Source organism: Ralstonia sp. 110700041-2, from assembly GCF_056280165.1.
The window spans coordinates 201,554-215,132 of record NZ_JBSFAI010000006.1 but is presented as its reverse complement, the minus strand read 5'-3'; the positions used below and the strand labels follow the sequence as shown (position 1 = coordinate 215,132).

Annotated in this window: 26 protein-coding genes and 1 pseudogene; 26 read left to right on the top strand and 1 reads right to left on the bottom strand. The window is 63.4% G+C overall.

Translation table 11 applies throughout. The annotated features are described in order from the left end of the window. Positions 1-5: 5 nt before the first annotated feature. The 25 genes and pseudogenes from ACUXH0_RS11085 (at position 6) to ACUXH0_RS10965 (ending at position 12,305) form a co-directional block, all read left to right on the top strand. The gene (locus tag ACUXH0_RS11085; protein ID WP_182594829.1) at positions 6-350 is read left to right on the top strand and encodes a hypothetical protein; all 345 of its coding nucleotides are present in this window, start codon (positions 6-8) and stop codon (positions 348-350) included. Then, entirely contained in the window at positions 347-496 is a 150-nt protein-coding gene (locus ACUXH0_RS11080) for a hypothetical protein (RefSeq protein WP_182594828.1), read from the top strand. The genes ACUXH0_RS11085 and ACUXH0_RS11080 overlap by 4 nt, the downstream gene beginning before the upstream one ends. Positions 497-510: 14 nt before the next feature. After that, positions 511-729 (top strand): hypothetical protein, encoded by a 219-nt coding sequence (locus tag ACUXH0_RS11075; RefSeq protein WP_182594827.1) that lies wholly within the window; start codon positions 511-513, stop codon positions 727-729. Positions 730-738: 9 nt separating this feature from the next. Then, the gene (locus ACUXH0_RS11070) at positions 739-1,242 is read left to right on the top strand and encodes an HNH endonuclease (protein ID WP_182594826.1); all 504 of its coding nucleotides are present in this window, start codon (positions 739-741) and stop codon (positions 1,240-1,242) included. A 1-nt stretch (position 1,243) separates the two neighbouring features. Beyond that, entirely contained in the window at positions 1,244-1,420 is a 177-nt protein-coding gene (locus ACUXH0_RS11065) for a hypothetical protein (RefSeq protein ID WP_182594825.1), read from the top strand. Beyond that, positions 1,420-1,626, top strand: a complete 207-nt coding sequence (locus ACUXH0_RS11060) for a hypothetical protein (RefSeq protein ID WP_182594824.1) — start codon at positions 1,420-1,422, stop codon at positions 1,624-1,626. Before ACUXH0_RS11065 ends, ACUXH0_RS11060 begins: the two co-directional genes overlap by 1 nt. 28 nt (positions 1,627-1,654) lie before the next feature. Beyond that, entirely contained in the window at positions 1,655-1,948 is a 294-nt protein-coding gene (locus ACUXH0_RS11055) for a KTSC domain-containing protein (protein WP_182594823.1), read from the top strand. Between the two features lie 28 nt (positions 1,949-1,976). Continuing rightward, positions 1,977-2,951: a phage recombination protein Bet gene (gene bet / locus ACUXH0_RS11050; protein WP_182594822.1), complete on the top strand. Its 975-nt coding sequence runs from the start codon at positions 1,977-1,979 to the stop codon at positions 2,949-2,951. After that, a complete protein-coding gene (locus ACUXH0_RS11045) occupies positions 2,951-3,568 on the top strand; it encodes a hypothetical protein (protein ID WP_182594879.1) in 618 nt (205 codons plus the stop codon). Before bet ends, ACUXH0_RS11045 begins: the two co-directional genes overlap by 1 nt. Continuing rightward, positions 3,525-4,331 carry a hypothetical protein gene (locus tag ACUXH0_RS11040; RefSeq protein WP_182594821.1) on the top strand — a complete coding sequence of 269 codons (807 nt, stop codon included), beginning with the start codon at positions 3,525-3,527 and terminating at the stop codon, positions 4,329-4,331. Before ACUXH0_RS11045 ends, ACUXH0_RS11040 begins: the two co-directional genes overlap by 44 nt. Further along, positions 4,331-4,828, top strand: coding sequence for a hypothetical protein (locus ACUXH0_RS11035; RefSeq protein WP_182594820.1), 498 nt, complete (start codon positions 4,331-4,333; stop codon positions 4,826-4,828). The genes ACUXH0_RS11040 and ACUXH0_RS11035 overlap by 1 nt, the downstream gene beginning before the upstream one ends. Continuing rightward, positions 4,825-5,028: a hypothetical protein gene (locus ACUXH0_RS11030; RefSeq protein WP_220485526.1), complete on the top strand. Its 204-nt coding sequence runs from the start codon at positions 4,825-4,827 to the stop codon at positions 5,026-5,028. The genes ACUXH0_RS11035 and ACUXH0_RS11030 overlap by 4 nt, the downstream gene beginning before the upstream one ends. After that, complete coding sequence (locus ACUXH0_RS11025; RefSeq protein WP_182594819.1) at positions 5,025-5,393, top strand: hypothetical protein; 369 nt, start codon at positions 5,025-5,027, stop codon at positions 5,391-5,393. Before ACUXH0_RS11030 ends, ACUXH0_RS11025 begins: the two co-directional genes overlap by 4 nt. Positions 5,394-5,417: 24 nt before the next feature. Further along, entirely contained in the window at positions 5,418-6,065 is a 648-nt protein-coding gene (locus ACUXH0_RS11020; protein ID WP_182594818.1) for a hypothetical protein, read from the top strand. Positions 6,066-6,139: 74 nt separating this feature from the next. After that, the gene (locus ACUXH0_RS11015; protein WP_182594817.1) at positions 6,140-6,532 is read left to right on the top strand and encodes a hypothetical protein; all 393 of its coding nucleotides are present in this window, start codon (positions 6,140-6,142) and stop codon (positions 6,530-6,532) included. A 5-nt stretch (positions 6,533-6,537) separates the two neighbouring features. Further along, positions 6,538-7,254: a hypothetical protein gene (locus ACUXH0_RS11010; RefSeq protein ID WP_182594816.1), complete on the top strand. Its 717-nt coding sequence runs from the start codon at positions 6,538-6,540 to the stop codon at positions 7,252-7,254. Beyond that, entirely contained in the window at positions 7,215-7,724 is a 510-nt protein-coding gene (locus ACUXH0_RS11005; protein ID WP_259393764.1) for a hypothetical protein, read from the top strand. Before ACUXH0_RS11010 ends, ACUXH0_RS11005 begins: the two co-directional genes overlap by 40 nt. Before the next feature lie 35 nt (positions 7,725-7,759). Then, positions 7,760-8,128, top strand: a complete 369-nt coding sequence (locus ACUXH0_RS11000; RefSeq protein ID WP_182640420.1) for an Lcl C-terminal domain-containing protein — start codon at positions 7,760-7,762, stop codon at positions 8,126-8,128. 30 nt (positions 8,129-8,158) lie between these two features. Continuing rightward, the gene (locus tag ACUXH0_RS10995) at positions 8,159-8,614 is read left to right on the top strand and encodes an Lcl C-terminal domain-containing protein (RefSeq protein WP_182595000.1); all 456 of its coding nucleotides are present in this window, start codon (positions 8,159-8,161) and stop codon (positions 8,612-8,614) included. Positions 8,615-8,633: 19 nt separating this feature from the next. Then, entirely contained in the window at positions 8,634-9,008 is a 375-nt protein-coding gene (locus ACUXH0_RS10990; protein WP_182599261.1) for a four helix bundle protein, read from the top strand. A gap of 192 nt (positions 9,009-9,200) precedes the next feature. Continuing rightward, a pseudogene (locus tag ACUXH0_RS10985) lies at positions 9,201-9,998 on the top strand (DNA cytosine methyltransferase); the annotation flags it as partial. Continuing rightward, positions 9,995-10,279: a hypothetical protein gene (locus ACUXH0_RS10980; protein ID WP_182594288.1), complete on the top strand. Its 285-nt coding sequence runs from the start codon at positions 9,995-9,997 to the stop codon at positions 10,277-10,279. The pseudogene ACUXH0_RS10985 and the gene ACUXH0_RS10980, both read left to right, overlap by 4 nt. Beyond that, positions 10,276-10,917, top strand: a complete 642-nt coding sequence (locus ACUXH0_RS10975) for an ASCH domain-containing protein (RefSeq protein ID WP_182594287.1) — start codon at positions 10,276-10,278, stop codon at positions 10,915-10,917. Before ACUXH0_RS10980 ends, ACUXH0_RS10975 begins: the two co-directional genes overlap by 4 nt. A gap of 52 nt (positions 10,918-10,969) precedes the next feature. Further along, positions 10,970-11,230: a DUF4224 domain-containing protein gene (locus tag ACUXH0_RS10970; protein WP_182594286.1), complete on the top strand. Its 261-nt coding sequence runs from the start codon at positions 10,970-10,972 to the stop codon at positions 11,228-11,230. A gap of 28 nt (positions 11,231-11,258) precedes the next feature. Beyond that, positions 11,259-12,305 (top strand): tyrosine-type recombinase/integrase, encoded by a 1,047-nt coding sequence (locus ACUXH0_RS10965; RefSeq protein ID WP_259393709.1) that lies wholly within the window; start codon positions 11,259-11,261, stop codon positions 12,303-12,305. A gap of 148 nt (positions 12,306-12,453) precedes the next feature. On the opposite strand, the gene ACUXH0_RS10960 is transcribed toward ACUXH0_RS10965, so the two are convergent. Continuing rightward, complete coding sequence (locus ACUXH0_RS10960; RefSeq protein WP_473241713.1) at positions 12,454-12,981, bottom strand: 3-isopropylmalate dehydratase small subunit; 528 nt, start codon at positions 12,979-12,981, stop codon at positions 12,454-12,456. A gap of 124 nt (positions 12,982-13,105) precedes the next feature. Here ACUXH0_RS10960 and ACUXH0_RS10955 point away from each other — a divergent pair, with 124 nt between their 5' ends. Then, positions 13,106-13,579, top strand: a complete 474-nt coding sequence (locus tag ACUXH0_RS10955; RefSeq protein WP_310735960.1) for a LysR substrate-binding domain-containing protein — start codon at positions 13,106-13,108, stop codon at positions 13,577-13,579.

Genomic DNA, 13,579 nt, shown 5'->3' with positions numbered 1-13,579 from the left:
AGGCGATGCAGACCAACCAGACCCGCAACCACCGGCATCTCATCGGTGCGGCGCTGATCTTCCGCATCCGCGCGAAAGCAGCGGCAAAGGCGACAGCGCAGTCCATCAAGTCGCTGCACGACGGCCAGCCGCTGGTCGCTGCCAACGCCACGTTTCTCTGCAACGCCTATGTCGGCGCCGTGCGCGTCGATCTCTACGGGACACATACGCGCGTGCGCGCGCGAGTGATCGTCGACCTCGACGACGCGGCCATCGCGGGCACGCAAATCAGCCTGCGCGACTCGCTCAGCCAGAAGCAATGGATGGAGCTGCACTACCAAGCGCAGATCGCCATCGAGGAGGCCGCGTGATCTACGTCTACGCAGCTCTTGGCCTGCTGGCCACTCTCGCCTTCGTCTGGGGCTTCATCGCCCTGGTGAACAAGCTGGCCGGCGAGGTGTTCTCCGATCCCATGGACCACCACGAAGATCAGCGCTCGAAACGCGGTCGCTTCTGAAAAGGGGAATGGTGATGAAAATGAGCCAACAGCAGTTGACGATTGCGGCAACGCGCCTCGCACTGCGCCGCGATCCGGGACTAACGGGCGTCGGCCTGTCGGAGGAAGTCGAATCCATCCTCTACGAATGGTCGTGCGAGGAAGAACTGGACTGCGAGCCGGACGACACGCCCAGCGTTGCGAACTGCGACGACTGGGGCACCGGCGAAGGCCGCTACCACGGGCGCATGTGAGGAGGCGACATGGCCAGCCGCATCTCGCTCGCCCAACTGACCAAGCGTCGCGCGCGGTTCGAAGCGTTCTTGACCGAGCGCGGCGCGCAGATCCTGCAGCCGACCAACGAATGGGAGGTGCTGCGATTTAAGACCTCGCGCGGCACGTCAATCGTCTATCGCAATGCCCGCGATGGCCTGACGTTGACCGGTGAATCAATGACTGCGTGGACGGCGTTCGAGACGAGCGGCCCATGGCGCGCATCGCCAGCGCCAAAAAAGCGCGTCAGTGGCCGCGAGAAGACGCTGCCCTTGGTCAATGCGCTGCTGCGTCGCGACGGCTCTGCGTGCTTCTACTGCGGCCAAGACACCACCGAAGACGATCGCTCGCTTGAGCACCTTGTGCCGCGTGCGCACGGCGGCCCGAATCACCTGAGCAACCTCGTGCTTGCCCACCGCAAGTGCAACACAGAAGCCGGACACCTGAGCGTGATGGAGAAGATCCGCCGCCGTCTGCCCAACCTTGGAGCCTGACATGCACCTCACCGACAACGAAGCCGCCCAGCGCGCCGCAGACCGCGAGAACCGCCTCACCGAGTACATGCGCCGCAAGCGCAACAACTTTGTGCTGAACGCCTTCCTGCTGCTGAGCGTGGCCATCTTTCTCGGCGCCGAGCTGACCGCCTTTTTGATCGAAAAGGGGTACCTGTGATGCTGACCAACCACTACCGCACCCGCGACTACCGCGTCGCGCGCTCGCTGAACGAGGCCTTCGGCCCGTATGCCGAGCTGACCACCAAGCGTCGCAAACATCTGTCGGATCGCGCGCTCGACTGGCTCGGCGCCATCTGCGTGGGCATCGGCATCGGCGTGACTCTGTACCTCGTCGCCGCTTTCGCCGCCGGCCCCGGCGCCTGATTTCCACCCCCACCATCGGAGCACCAGCATGACCACCACCGCCGCACCCGTTATCGCCATGGATGAAGTCGAGTCGTCGCAGATCCATTCCATCGGCTACGACTCGGCCAGCCAGACCTGCGCCATCCGCTTCAAGGATCGCAAGACCGGCGCGCCCACGTCGCTCTACCACTACTTCGACTTCACGCCGGAGAACTGGGACGCCTTCCGCAACGCCGAGTCGTTCGGTTCCCACTTCGGCCGCTTCATCAAGCCGAACAAAGAACGCTTCCCCTACGTGTGCGTCGAGAAGATGCCCGCGCCGGCAGCGCAGGCCGAGTAACCCCCGTCATCACCACCCAGAGGAACCCATGTCCGATAACCGCCAGGTCGCCGCAGCGCCGCGCGCAAGCCTCGTCGCCAAGTTCGCCGACAAGTACACCATCGAGCCGTCAAAGCTGATGGGTACGCTCAAGGCCACGGCCTTCAAACAGCAAGGCGACCGTGAGGTCACCGACGAGCAGATGGCCGCTCTTCTGATCGTCGCCGATCAGTACGGCCTCAACCCGTTCACGAAGGAAATCTACGCCTTCCCCGACAAGGGCGGCATCGTTCCGGTCGTGGGCGTTGACGGCTGGGCGCGCATCGTCAACGAGCACCCGCAGTGCGACGGCTTCGAGTTTACCTATGCCGAAGAAACGATCTCGTTCAGCGGCAAAGAAGTGCCGGAATGGATGGAGGTGCGCATCTATCGCAAGGACCGCCAGCGGCCGGTGATCGTGCGCGAGTACTTCGATGAAGTGGTGCGCGAGAACATGCAGCCGTGGAAGTCGCACCCGAACCGCATGCTGCGTCACAAGACGTTCGTGCAGGGCGCGCGCCTGGCCTTCGGTTTTGCCGGTGTCTTCGATGAAGACGAAGGCGAGCGCATCGTTGAGCGCGACATGGGCACCGCACAGGTCGTCGACGTGCCGCAGCCGAACTCGAAAAGCCAACGCTCCAACGCATCCGCACAGCGCCCGTCGTTGATCGAGCAGGCAGACGCTGACGGTGTGCTGCCCATGGATCTGGGGCATCAGGAAACCGCCCCGGTCCCGGCACCAGCTGCACGTTCCACCCGCCGCGCTCCCGCCCCTGCGCCGGCCGCCCGAGAACCGGGTTCCGATGATGACCGTGAAGGCACCCCGGCCAGCGAAAGCGTAATCCGCATCCTAAAAACGAAGATGGAGCAGGCAGCGCTGGGCGAAGCCGACATGCGCAAGCACTTTGGCTTTGGATACGACGGCGTGACCACGGCGAACTACAACGACGTGGTGGCCTGGATCGAAGACCCGGTGGGTGCGTGATGACCGAGCTGCGATTCGATGAGGCCAAACACGAATACTCGGTGCAGGGGGTTCGCTATCCCTCTGTGACGCAGATTCTGTCGCCTCTGGTCGACTACTCCCAGGTGCCGCGCGACGTGCTGGAACGCGCGCGCAAGCTCGGCCAGGCCGTACACCGCATGACGGAACTGTACGACCTCGACGACCTGGACATGGACGACCTCGCCGACGAGCTGCGGCCGTATCTCACCGCGTGGATCAAGTTCCGCGCCGAGACCGGCTTCGTGCCCGAGACGATCGAAAAGCGGCTCTACCACCCCGCCCTGCGGTACGCCGGCACGCCCGACCGCTCCGGTCTCATCAACCGCCGCCGCGCCGTGATTGACATCAAAAAGATGCTCTATCTCGGCCCGGTGATCGGTCTGCAGCTCGCCGCCTACAAGGAACTGTTCGAGAAGAACGGCACGCACGTCGAAGACCGGTATGCGCTGGGCCTGCGCGCCGACGGCACATACCGCCTCCAACCCTACACCGATAAGAGCGACTGGCCGGTGTTCCTGTCGCTGTTGACCACCCGCAACTGGAAGGAAAAACATGGATACGAAACCGCTGGTGAACCTGCAAGTGCCGCAGCCTGAGCAGGCGCTGTTCAAACAGGCCAACTCGGCATTGGACATGGCCAAGGCCTACCAGATCGACAGCCCGCAGGTGCGCGACCTGGCCGCGCGTGAGCTGACCAAGATCAAGGCCCTGCAGAAAGATGTCGACGCCAAGCGCAAGAGCATCACGCAGCCCATCGACGCCGCAAAGAAGGCCGTGATGGATCTGTTCCGCGCGCCCACCGATTACCTGGAGCAGGCCGAGGTGCTGCTCAAGCAGGCAATCTCGACCTACGACCGCGAGCAGGAACGCAAGCGCATCGAGGAGCAGGCCAAGGCCGAGGAGTTGGCCCGCCAGGAACGTGCGCGTATGGAAGCCGAGGCCGCTGCCGCCGAAGCCGCCGCTCAAGCCGAGGCGCAGGAGATCCAGCGCAAGGCCGAGCAGGCCGCCGCCGCGGGCGACGTTGAAGCCGCTGCACGCCTGAACGCCGAGGCCGAGAGCCGCGTCGAGCAAGGCGCCGCCGAAGCCGCGACGCTGCAGCAGACGGCCACGCTCATCACCGCACCGGTTGTCGCCTCGATCCCGCAGACGAAAGGCGTGTCGACCCGCATGGTCTGGAAGGCCGAGGTGACCGACAAACTCGCGCTGGTGCGCTTCGTGGCCGCGCACCCCGAGTACGTTGACCTGCTCGACGCCAACATGCCGGCGATCAACAAGATCGCGCTCGCCCTCAAAAAGAACTGCCCGCTGGAAGGCGTGCACGTGTTCGAGGACGCTGTGATTGCTGCGAGGGCCGCGTGATGGATCAGTCCGAAAACTGCTTCTACCGTGAGCGCTCGTTTGCGCTCGCCGATGGCGGCCCCGCATTCCCTGTCCCCGACAGTGGTATGGCTCACGCCGCCGGCAGCGCAGCCGTCATGGGTGTTACGGATCCAGCGGAACGCGATCGCCTGTACGCCGATGCATACAACAAGGCGGTGCGCGGCATGACCCTGCGCGACTACTTCATCGCGCACGCGCCGGCAGCGCCGCAATCCTGGTTTGAGCCCGTCATGCCACCGCGCCCGAAGTTCCCCGATTTCGATGCGCTGCCGAAGGAAGACCAGCGCGACTGGAATAACGAGCGCTATGACTACGAGCCCGAGAAATGCAGCACCGCACTGCAGGAATACGGAAAGAAGCATGCGGATGCGATGAAAGAAGGCTACGAGTGGGAAAAAGAGCGCGACAAACAGCGGTGCATCCAATGGCCAGGTGCCTGGGCCGATGAGCAACTGCGCCTGCGAGGTGACGCGTGACCGCCGACTGCGCCATCCGCCAAGCGCTCGCGCGCATCGCGCCGCACCTTGAAACGCTGCCGCCCATCGACCGCGAGCTGCTGCGGCCGGCTGTGCGCGCGATCGAGAACGACGTCGAAGTGATCGCCGTGCCCGAGCGCGTCATCGCCCGCATCCGTGACATCGACGCCCGTCTACCCAAGAACAGGAATCCGCAATGACCACCCTCACCACCGAGAAATTCGACCAGTGGGCCATCGTCGAGTTGTTTGGCCACCAGCGTATCGCCGGCCGCGTTACCGAGCAGACCGTCGGCGGTTGCTCCTTCGTCCGGATTGACGTACCCGCGTGCGAGGCAGCCGGCAGCAACCCGGCCACGCAAGCGTTCACGAAGCTGTTCGGAAACGGCGCCATCTACGGCATCAGCTTTGTCGACGAAGCCACCGCGTGCATGGCGGCGCGCCAACTGCGCGTGCAGCCGATCAACACCTACGAGCTACGCCGTGCGCTCCAGGATCTGCCGTCAATTGGCGGCATGCCCGCGCCGCAGCCAGAGTTGCTTGAAGACGACGACACGCCCTACTGATACCCCACCCCGAAGGAGCACACCATGAAGATGTTCGAGATCAAGCAGAAGCTCGTGAAGGTCCGCAGCGTGACCAACGTCGCCGAGTTCAAGGGCGATAAGCGCGAGCACGCGTGCAGCGTCAAGTTCGAGTACCAGACCGACAACACGGTGCTCGACGTGCTGGAGCCCGGTCTGCGCAAGGCGTTCTACGAGAAGGACAACGGCAAGACCAAGACCGACGAAGAAGGCCAAGGCGAACTCTCGCTGCCGCGCCAGGACGTCGACCTCACCCAGCGCAAGCTGCCGCTGGTGAACATGCCGCTGAAGCTCAGCAAGGAACTGGCGGGCTACCACCTCACCTACCACTGCGGCGCCAGCGAGGCGTCCGAGATCCGCTTGGCCGAGGTGGAGCTGTCCGACTTCGCGGTGAACCTGCAGCCGGGCGGCACTGTCACGGTCATCTTCAATGCCTACTCGAAGCCGGGCGCCGACGTACAGGGCCGCATCGACCACATGGCGCAGACCGAAATCGAGATCAGCCTCACAGCGCCGGAAGAACGCCAACAGGAACTCAAGCCGGTCGACGGCAAGGGCGCGGGCAAGAAGACGGCAGCCGAGAAGAAAGGCGGCAGCGATGACCCGTTCGCCGGCTCCGACCTGGCCCAGGACGACACCAAGATCGAGGCGTAACTCTTCCGTCGGGGGCGGCGCACTCCCCCGTCCGGTGCCGCCCTCCTTTTTATTCCATTCCACTGCTTGACGTCATGGCCCATCTCAACCTGCAAAACATCGTCAACGGCGGCAAGCGCCGCGCCGAGCGCAATGCGCACAAGGTGTGCACCGCGCTGATGGCGGCCAAGGCCAAGGGCTGCACCACGCGCGAGCTGGCTGCGTGGACCGGGCTGTCGCAGAACACCTGCCTGAACCATCTGTATTCCCTTCGCGATCGCGGTGAGGCGCACCTGGGCAAGCCGCGCGAGAGCAAGCATCGGTTCATCGACGTGTGGGTGTACGGGCCGGCCAACGCAGAAGCCGAGCAGCACCGCGCCGACCCGGCCGAAGCCGAGATGAAAGCCGACATCGCCGCGGCGCATGAGGAATGGGCACGTGACTGGCGCCCGCACCGCCCCGTCGAGGCGGCCTGGATCCAAGGATGAAAACGATGACCACTGAAACCGTATCCGGCGCGATGTATGACGCCATGTCGCTGGCCCTGAAAGACATCGAGGCCGTGCTGGCGCGCCACGGCTGCCCGAAGGGCGCCACCATGACGGATTGGATCGACGAGCAGCTCACCGCGCTGGCCGCGACGGCGAAGCCGGTCGACATGCTGCTGCTCTGCCCGGCTTGCGGCATGCAGCACATCGATGCCGTCGAGACCGGCACCACGCTGTCGCGCTCCGGCCTGGACACGCTCACCGAGACCGAGGTGGTGACCTGGAGCAATCCCCCCCATCGCACACACATGTGCCACGGCTGCGGCCACCAGTGGCGCCCGGCCGACGTGGCGACCAACGGCGTCGCCGAGCTGAAGACGAAGGGCAGGAACGACTCGCCCTCGGCGGCCGCTCGGCGCGCAGGCGAACTGGAATGCAGGCACTGCGGGTGGATGTGTCGCCCGAACGATGAGCCCAGCAAATCGTTCTATCCGTTGGCATCGGAAACGAAAGGACCGACTCCGGCGCAGGAGCGTGCGCTGGACGAGATGACTGCCGACGCCCAGCGCCTGGGTCTCTACGACATGCCCAATCCTGCCGTGACTGTAGCCGAGCCGAAGCGTTGCGAGTATTGCGACGGCACCGGAGACGTGCACCGCGCCGATGGTGAATGGCTGGGCGAATGCACCGCCTGCAAAAAGAAGCAGGAGTCCGCTCGATGATCCGCCGCATCCTGCTCGCCTACAGCAACACGCGCCCGGTCAAGGTCATCAGCGACAACGGCCGCCGGTATCTGGAGCGGTATTTCGTGTGCAGCGTCTTCGGCATGCGCGTGTACCTGCACCGCTTCGTCGGCTCCGATCCTGATCGCGGTCTGCACGATCACCCGTGGGCGTGGGCCGCTTCCATCGTCCTGGCCGGCTGGTATCGGGAAGTGCGGCGGCGCGGTTTGCGCGAGGTGCGCTGGTTCAACAGCCTGGAAGGCGACACCTTCCACCGAATCATCAAACCCGAAGGCATGGCCGACGTGTGGACCCTTTTCTTCCACAAAGCCGGTGACGTCAAACCGTGGGGCTTTATGCGCTACCTCGGCCATGGACAGGCCTTGTGGAGCGAATACGTCTATGGCGGCAAAGGCAAAGAAACCGCCTGGTGGCTGACGGCTAAGAAAGGCCGGGATCTCCGTCTCTGAATGCACAAGCGCAACACCCATCAACAGGAGAACGCATGCAACAAATCCAAATTCCGCCGCTTGCAGAAGGTGAGGTCTACCTCTGCGGCCTCGTCAACGCTGCCGGCGACGTGACGCACACGATCCTACTTCCCGCTGAAGCCGAGAAGCGCATGAGCTGGCCTGACGCCATGGAGTGGGCCAAAAGCCTGAATGCCGATCTGCCGACGCGCGCTGAATTGGTCATCGCTTTCGAGCAGCACCGCAGCCAATTCAAGGAAGCAGCCTACTGGTCCAACACTCCTGACGCCGATCCCGAATATGCCGGCTGGGCTTGGTGTCAGTACTTCGGCTACGGCTACCAGTACGACCGCCCGCAGGGCCGCGAGTTGCGCGCCCGTGCCGTCCGCAGATTGACGATTTAACCCTTCATTCATTTTCAGGAGAGGTCAGCAATGACGCCCACGCTTGAAGCAGTTGAAGCAAAGCATGCCGAGATCACCGCCATGATCGAGGCAATCCGCAAGGCAGCTGCGCGCGAATACAAGGTCGCCGGCGGCACGATCCAACTGAACCCCGGCGAGCAGTATGCCGGCCTCATTCTCGGCAAAGACGGCGAGCCCGATCATCACCTGATCCTCCTCCCCGGCGATGAAGCCGAACTGAACTGGGACGACGCCAAGAAGTGGGCCAAGGAACAGGGCGGCGAGTTGCCGACGCGCCGCGAGCAATCGCTCCTGTACGCCAATCTCAAAGATGAGTTCCAGGGCGCTTGGTACTGGTCCGGAGAGGCTCACGAGCGCGAGTCCGGCTGGGCTTGGGGTCAGTACTTCGGCTACGGCCGCCAGTACGGCTGCCTACAGGACGACGAGTTGCGCGCCCGTGCCGTCCGCAGATTGATCCTTCTGTAATTTAACCATTTCATTCACCGTGGCACTGCACACAAACCTTCCGATCTACAAGGCGGCCTATGGGCTGCTCGACGTGGTGACGGACCTGGTCAAGAACATGGCCCGCGACTTCAAGCGCAGCATCGGCGAGAAGATCAGCGCGGAATGCATCGAGATCATGGTGCTGGTCTTCCGCGCCAATGTCGCAGCCGATAAGGGGCCACACCTCGGCGAACTTATCGAACGCCTTCAGGTGATCGAGCTGCTTTTGCGCCTTGGCATGGACAAACGTCTGATCTCGCTGCCAGCTTATGCCAAAGCCGTCGAGATCACGACCAGCATCGGAAAGCAGGCCAACGGTTGGAAGAAGTCCGCAAATCGCCCGCTTCATGGAGGTCAAGGCCGTCATGACTGAGCGATCTTTCAATCTGGTCGTGCCGCTGGCCCACAAGGCCACCGCCATGCGCGTAACGGAAACCGACCGCCGGTGTGTGGCACGGTCCAGCGCAGTTTCCCTCCTGAGCAATCGGCCGGGCGACGTAGATAGCACGACATATCCGGCTGGGCTTGGTATCAGAACTTCAACAACGGCAACCAGAACAACAACCAACAGAACAACGAGTTGCGCATCGTTCCGTGGAACGACGCTGCCCGCGCGGTCACTGGCGCGCACGGTACCGGCCAATGCGTGGCAGATCCGCGCCGCGATGGTCCGACGTTTGGTAAGTACGCCGTGACGCCATGGGATGACGCTACCGGCACGATCATCGCCGGCAGCACCACGGGACAGGGTGCTTTCGCTGTCGCCGACCCGCGGACCGGTTGGCCAGCGACGGCGCACGCTAGCAAGTTGAAGGTGACGCCGTTTGATGAGCCGGCCGCGACCGTGACAGGGGCGAGATTCGGCAGCGGTGCCCTGGCAGTGGCAGACCCACGCCCCGGCATGCGCCGCGAACGGGGCGATCACTACCTCACCGGTGGCCACTACGGCGTTGTGGGGTGGGACCAGCCGAGCGGCGCTGTCTCGGCAGCGGCTGGCCACGACAACGGCCGCTGGTCGGTCGCGGATCCGCGCATGCCAGCGCCCAACGACAAGCTGGTGGCAATCATCCGCGCGCTGGATGGTACGTGGCACCGGCCGTTCACCACGCTGGAGTTGGCCGCATTGCAGTCGCTGATCGAGCCGGAGGAGTACCTGGAACTCGACGGCCTGAGCGATCAGGCCTGGCGCGAGCGCATTGGCAACGCCGTGCCGCCGGATGCGGCACAGGCTATCGCCGAGGTGATGGGCACCACTCTCCTCCTAGCCGAGTCAGGCGAGACATTCCAGCTCTCGGCAACGCCTGTATGGGTTCGCCCGGTGGCGGTGGCTCTTTCGGTCGAGCAGATTTTGGAGGTCGCGTGACCAGTCTAGATGTCGTATCGCGCTTGCAGGTCAAGCATGAAGGCGAGTATTGCCTCACCGCACTCAACCTGGTCATGGTCAGCGCCGGATCTTCGCAAATGGCCAGTCGTCCAATTTGCTCCGTGAGTTCGCGCCGGGTCGTTTGCGATGCTGGTAATCCGCAGGTTTCGGCAGACGTCCAGCGACGCCATGTGGTCATTGATGATGGACAGCAGTTTGTCCCTCTCTATCACTTCACGCGCCATATCAGCCTCCCGGCAGTTTCAGGAATCCTAGCATGACGAAAGAACGCCCTATTCTTTTCAGCGGCGCGATGGTGCGCGCCATCCTCGACGGCCAGAAGACGCAGACGCGGCGGATCATGAAGAACCAGCCGCCAGCCGATACGTTCCGCATGGACACCTTTCATCATCCGAAAGGGCAACATTACTTCTGGGCCTATAAGGAGGCATTCAGCGGGTGCGAGTTGCACCCTGGCTGGGAACCAATTTGCTGCCCGTATGGCCAGCCCGGCGACCGGCTGTGGGTGCGCGAGGCATGGGCCGAGATCCGTCCGCCATTTTCGCCGTGGCCCGCCACCATGTACGTGTATCGCGCAGGCGATACCCGCACGGATTACGGCGGCCCGTGGAAACCGTCCATTCACATGCCGCGCAAAGCGTGTCGGATCGAGCTTGAAATTACCAGCGTGCGCGTCGAGCGTCTGAACGACTGCAGCGAGGCTGATGCTGTTGCGGAGGGGGTCATCCAGCACGATGAAAAACGAGGCTGGGTCAACGAATGCAAACTATCCGACGGCAAGCGTCACTTCGATTCGAGCGCCTACGGGATGTACCGGCAACTGTGGGAAGACATCAACGGTGCCGATTCATGGGATGCGAACCCTTGGGTATGGGTGGTGGAGTTCAGGAAGGTATGAAAGAAGCAGCACAACGCATCATTGAAAAGACGAAACAGCACTGGGGCCTGAAATGAGCGATACATTCCTCTCCCCCGAAGAGATCGAAGAACTGACCGGCGTGAAGATTGGAAAGACCGTCGGCGGGAAGAAACGCACGCGCGAAGATCTGCAGATTGAATGGCTGCGCGCGTCCGGCATTCCGTTCTGGCCGAACGCCCGCGGTCGGCCTATCGTCGCCCGTGCGGCAATCGAAGGTCGAAAGGCGGCCGAGGTCGCCGCCGCCGAACCAAAGAAGAAGTGGCAGCCCGCCACCCTCACGCTCGTAGGCTGACATCATGGGCCGGAAGCCAACGCGAAACATGAACCTGCCCGCCGGCATGCGGGCGCGCCACCGTGGCGACAAGACCTACTATTTCTACGACCTGGGCGGTAAGCCGCGAAAGGAAAAGTCGCTGGGCTCGGACTACATTGAAGCCGTGCGCAAGTGGTCAGAGTTGGAGCAGTCCAAGGTGCCGGCGGCGCCTGTCGTGATGTTTGCGGCGGCGGCCAACAAGTACGTGGCAGAAGTGCTGCCCACCAAGTCACCGCGCACGCGCAGCGACAACGTGAAGGAACTCGACAACCTGCGCGAATTCTTCAAGGATGCGCCGCTCGATGAGATCGAGCCCATGCACGTCCGCGCCTACTTTCGCTGGCGCGCCAAGAAGGCGCGCGAATGGTACGAAGAGAAAGGCCGTGCCGCGCCCCTCGATGCTGGCCATGTCCGCGCAAACCGCGAGGTCGCGCTGCTTTCGCACGTCTTCAACTTTGCGCGGGATTCCGGCCTCACGCGGGCACCGAACCCCTGCGCTGGCGTGAAGCGCAATGAGGAGGAAGGTCGCGATGTGTACGTCGAGGATGATGTGTTTGCCGCCGTCTACAAGGCCGCCGACCAGCCACTACGAGACGCCATGGATCTGGCCTACCTCACCGGCCAGCGCCCGGCCGACACGTTGCGATTCGACGAGCGCCACATCAACGGCAGCGCCGAATTGGAGATCCAGCAGGGGAAGACGAAGAAGAAGCTGCGCATTGCCGTGGTCGGCGAGCTGGCCGCTGTGGTCGAGCGCATCCGCGCGCGGAAGAAGGGCTACAAGGTCGTGAGCACGGCCCTGGTCGTCAACGAATCCGGCGAGCGGCTAGGCCGCGATGCGCTACGCTCGCGCTTCGACAAGGCCCGTGAGGCAGCCGGCATCGACAAGGACGCGTTCCAGTTCCGCGACCTGCGCGCGAAGGCCGGCACGGACAAGACCGACTCGGCAGGCGACATCCGCCAGGCGCAGAAGCAGCTCGGCCACTCCTCGATCGCGATGACCGAGCGCTACGTGCGCAACCGCCGCGGCGACAAGATCAAGCCCACGCGGTAAACCGTTCCGCAAAGCACGATCACCATACGGTGGGATGCGGGTTCTCGGGCATCACATCCGGAACGTTTGCGGAACGGAATTTATGCATAACCCTTTGACGCATATATAAATTGGGCTGGACTCTTAATCCGTAGGTCGAGTGTTCGAGTCACTCACGCCCCACCAGTATTTGAAAGGCCCGACAGGCAACTGTCGGGCCTTTTTCATTTGCGCAATCTGCGGCGCGCTTTCGCTTCAGTGTGTCAAAAAAAAACGGCCGACGCTCGTGGCGCCGGCCGATCGCGCGATGTACAGGTACTGCAGGTTGGCCGTCTTCATGGGGGTGGTGAGCGCCTTTAGCATCTCGGGGTCGATCACCTTGTAGCCGACCAGCGCTGACGGCGCGAACAGACGCAGGATGGCCGCGCCGCCAATGCGACTGCTGGAAGGCGTTGATGTCGTCCCAGCGCGCCAGCGTTGCGCCGATCGTGTCGAGTCGGCGCAGGAACATGTGGCGGTGACGTTCGGAAAGCGTGAACGACGCCACCACGCTGCGGCTGCGCACGGTCATCGAATCCACGTCGATGGCAATGTGGCTCGTGGCAGCGTCCGACACGTCGGCCAGGATGCGTTCCACAGTCGCCTCGTCGAGCATCACGAGCAGCAGGCCGTTGCATTCGGCTTCGGGCGGCGGCATGTGGCGCCCGCCATTGTGGAATTCGCGCGGCGGTATCCGGAGGTGGAGGTGCTAGCTTGAACTGACCGACCGCTCCGTCAACCTGACCGACAAGGCGTTCGACATCGGCATCTGGTTCGGCACGGTGCCGGATTCACGCATGGTCGCGCGCAAGCTCGTGAGCAATGAGCGCATGCTGTGCGCCTCGTCCGATTATCTGAGGCGTGCAGGCATACCGCAGGTGCCGCGCGATCTGCAATCGCATCAGTGCATCGTTCTGCGCGAGAGCGACGCGGCTTACGGCACCTGGTACCTCACGCGCGGCAGTCGACAGGAAACGATCAAGGTGCGCGGCGTGCTCAGCACGAACGACGGCGAAACCGGCGTGCTCTGGGCCCTGGCCGGTTACGGCATCTTGATGCGATCGGAATGGGACGTCCACGAGCACATGCGCGCCGGACGGCTGGTGCTAGTGCTGGCGGACTGGGCGCTGCCTGTGGCAGACATCTTTGTGGTGTACCCGGAACGCGCCAACCTGTCGGCCAAGGTCAGCGCGTTTATCGAATTTCTGACGGAGTGGTTCGGCAAGGAAGCAGCGTGGACCGAGGCGCGCCGCTAG

What these genes read in the sequence shown, in the direction of transcription:
- ACUXH0_RS11020 (WP_182594818.1), top strand. Translation starts at nt 5,418, where the DNA reads ATGAAGATGTTCGAGATCAAGCAGAAGCTCGTGAAGGTCCGCAGCGTG.
- ACUXH0_RS11065 (WP_182594825.1), top strand. Translation starts at nt 1,244, where the DNA reads ATGCACCTCACCGACAACGAAGCCGCCCAGCGCGCCGCAGACCGCGAG.
- ACUXH0_RS10960 (WP_473241713.1), bottom strand. Translation starts at nt 12,981, where the DNA reads ATGCCGCCGCCCGAAGCCGAATGCAACGGCCTGCTGCTCGTGATGCTC.
- ACUXH0_RS10995 (WP_182595000.1), top strand. Translation starts at nt 8,159, where the DNA reads ATGACGCCCACGCTTGAAGCAGTTGAAGCAAAGCATGCCGAGATCACC.
- ACUXH0_RS11035 (WP_182594820.1), top strand. Translation starts at nt 4,331, where the DNA reads ATGGATCAGTCCGAAAACTGCTTCTACCGTGAGCGCTCGTTTGCGCTC.
- ACUXH0_RS11040 (WP_182594821.1), top strand. Translation starts at nt 3,525, where the DNA reads ATGGATACGAAACCGCTGGTGAACCTGCAAGTGCCGCAGCCTGAGCAG.
- bet (WP_182594822.1), top strand. Translation starts at nt 1,977, where the DNA reads ATGTCCGATAACCGCCAGGTCGCCGCAGCGCCGCGCGCAAGCCTCGTC.
- ACUXH0_RS11005 (WP_259393764.1), top strand. Translation starts at nt 7,215, where the DNA reads ATGCACCGCCTGCAAAAAGAAGCAGGAGTCCGCTCGATGATCCGCCGC.
- ACUXH0_RS11025 (WP_182594819.1), top strand. Translation starts at nt 5,025, where the DNA reads ATGACCACCCTCACCACCGAGAAATTCGACCAGTGGGCCATCGTCGAG.
- ACUXH0_RS11085 (WP_182594829.1), top strand. Translation starts at nt 6, where the DNA reads ATGCAGACCAACCAGACCCGCAACCACCGGCATCTCATCGGTGCGGCG.
- ACUXH0_RS10970 (WP_182594286.1), top strand. Translation starts at nt 10,970, where the DNA reads ATGAGCGATACATTCCTCTCCCCCGAAGAGATCGAAGAACTGACCGGC.
- ACUXH0_RS11045 (WP_182594879.1), top strand. Translation starts at nt 2,951, where the DNA reads ATGACCGAGCTGCGATTCGATGAGGCCAAACACGAATACTCGGTGCAG.
- ACUXH0_RS10965 (WP_259393709.1), top strand. Translation starts at nt 11,259, where the DNA reads ATGAACCTGCCCGCCGGCATGCGGGCGCGCCACCGTGGCGACAAGACC.
- ACUXH0_RS11015 (WP_182594817.1), top strand. Translation starts at nt 6,140, where the DNA reads ATGGCCCATCTCAACCTGCAAAACATCGTCAACGGCGGCAAGCGCCGC.
- ACUXH0_RS11060 (WP_182594824.1), top strand. Translation starts at nt 1,420, where the DNA reads ATGCTGACCAACCACTACCGCACCCGCGACTACCGCGTCGCGCGCTCG.
- ACUXH0_RS11000 (WP_182640420.1), top strand. Translation starts at nt 7,760, where the DNA reads ATGCAACAAATCCAAATTCCGCCGCTTGCAGAAGGTGAGGTCTACCTC.
- ACUXH0_RS10975 (WP_182594287.1), top strand. Translation starts at nt 10,276, where the DNA reads ATGACGAAAGAACGCCCTATTCTTTTCAGCGGCGCGATGGTGCGCGCC.
- ACUXH0_RS11055 (WP_182594823.1), top strand. Translation starts at nt 1,655, where the DNA reads ATGACCACCACCGCCGCACCCGTTATCGCCATGGATGAAGTCGAGTCG.
- ACUXH0_RS11070 (WP_182594826.1), top strand. Translation starts at nt 739, where the DNA reads ATGGCCAGCCGCATCTCGCTCGCCCAACTGACCAAGCGTCGCGCGCGG.
- ACUXH0_RS11075 (WP_182594827.1), top strand. Translation starts at nt 511, where the DNA reads ATGAAAATGAGCCAACAGCAGTTGACGATTGCGGCAACGCGCCTCGCA.
- ACUXH0_RS11010 (WP_182594816.1), top strand. Translation starts at nt 6,538, where the DNA reads ATGACCACTGAAACCGTATCCGGCGCGATGTATGACGCCATGTCGCTG.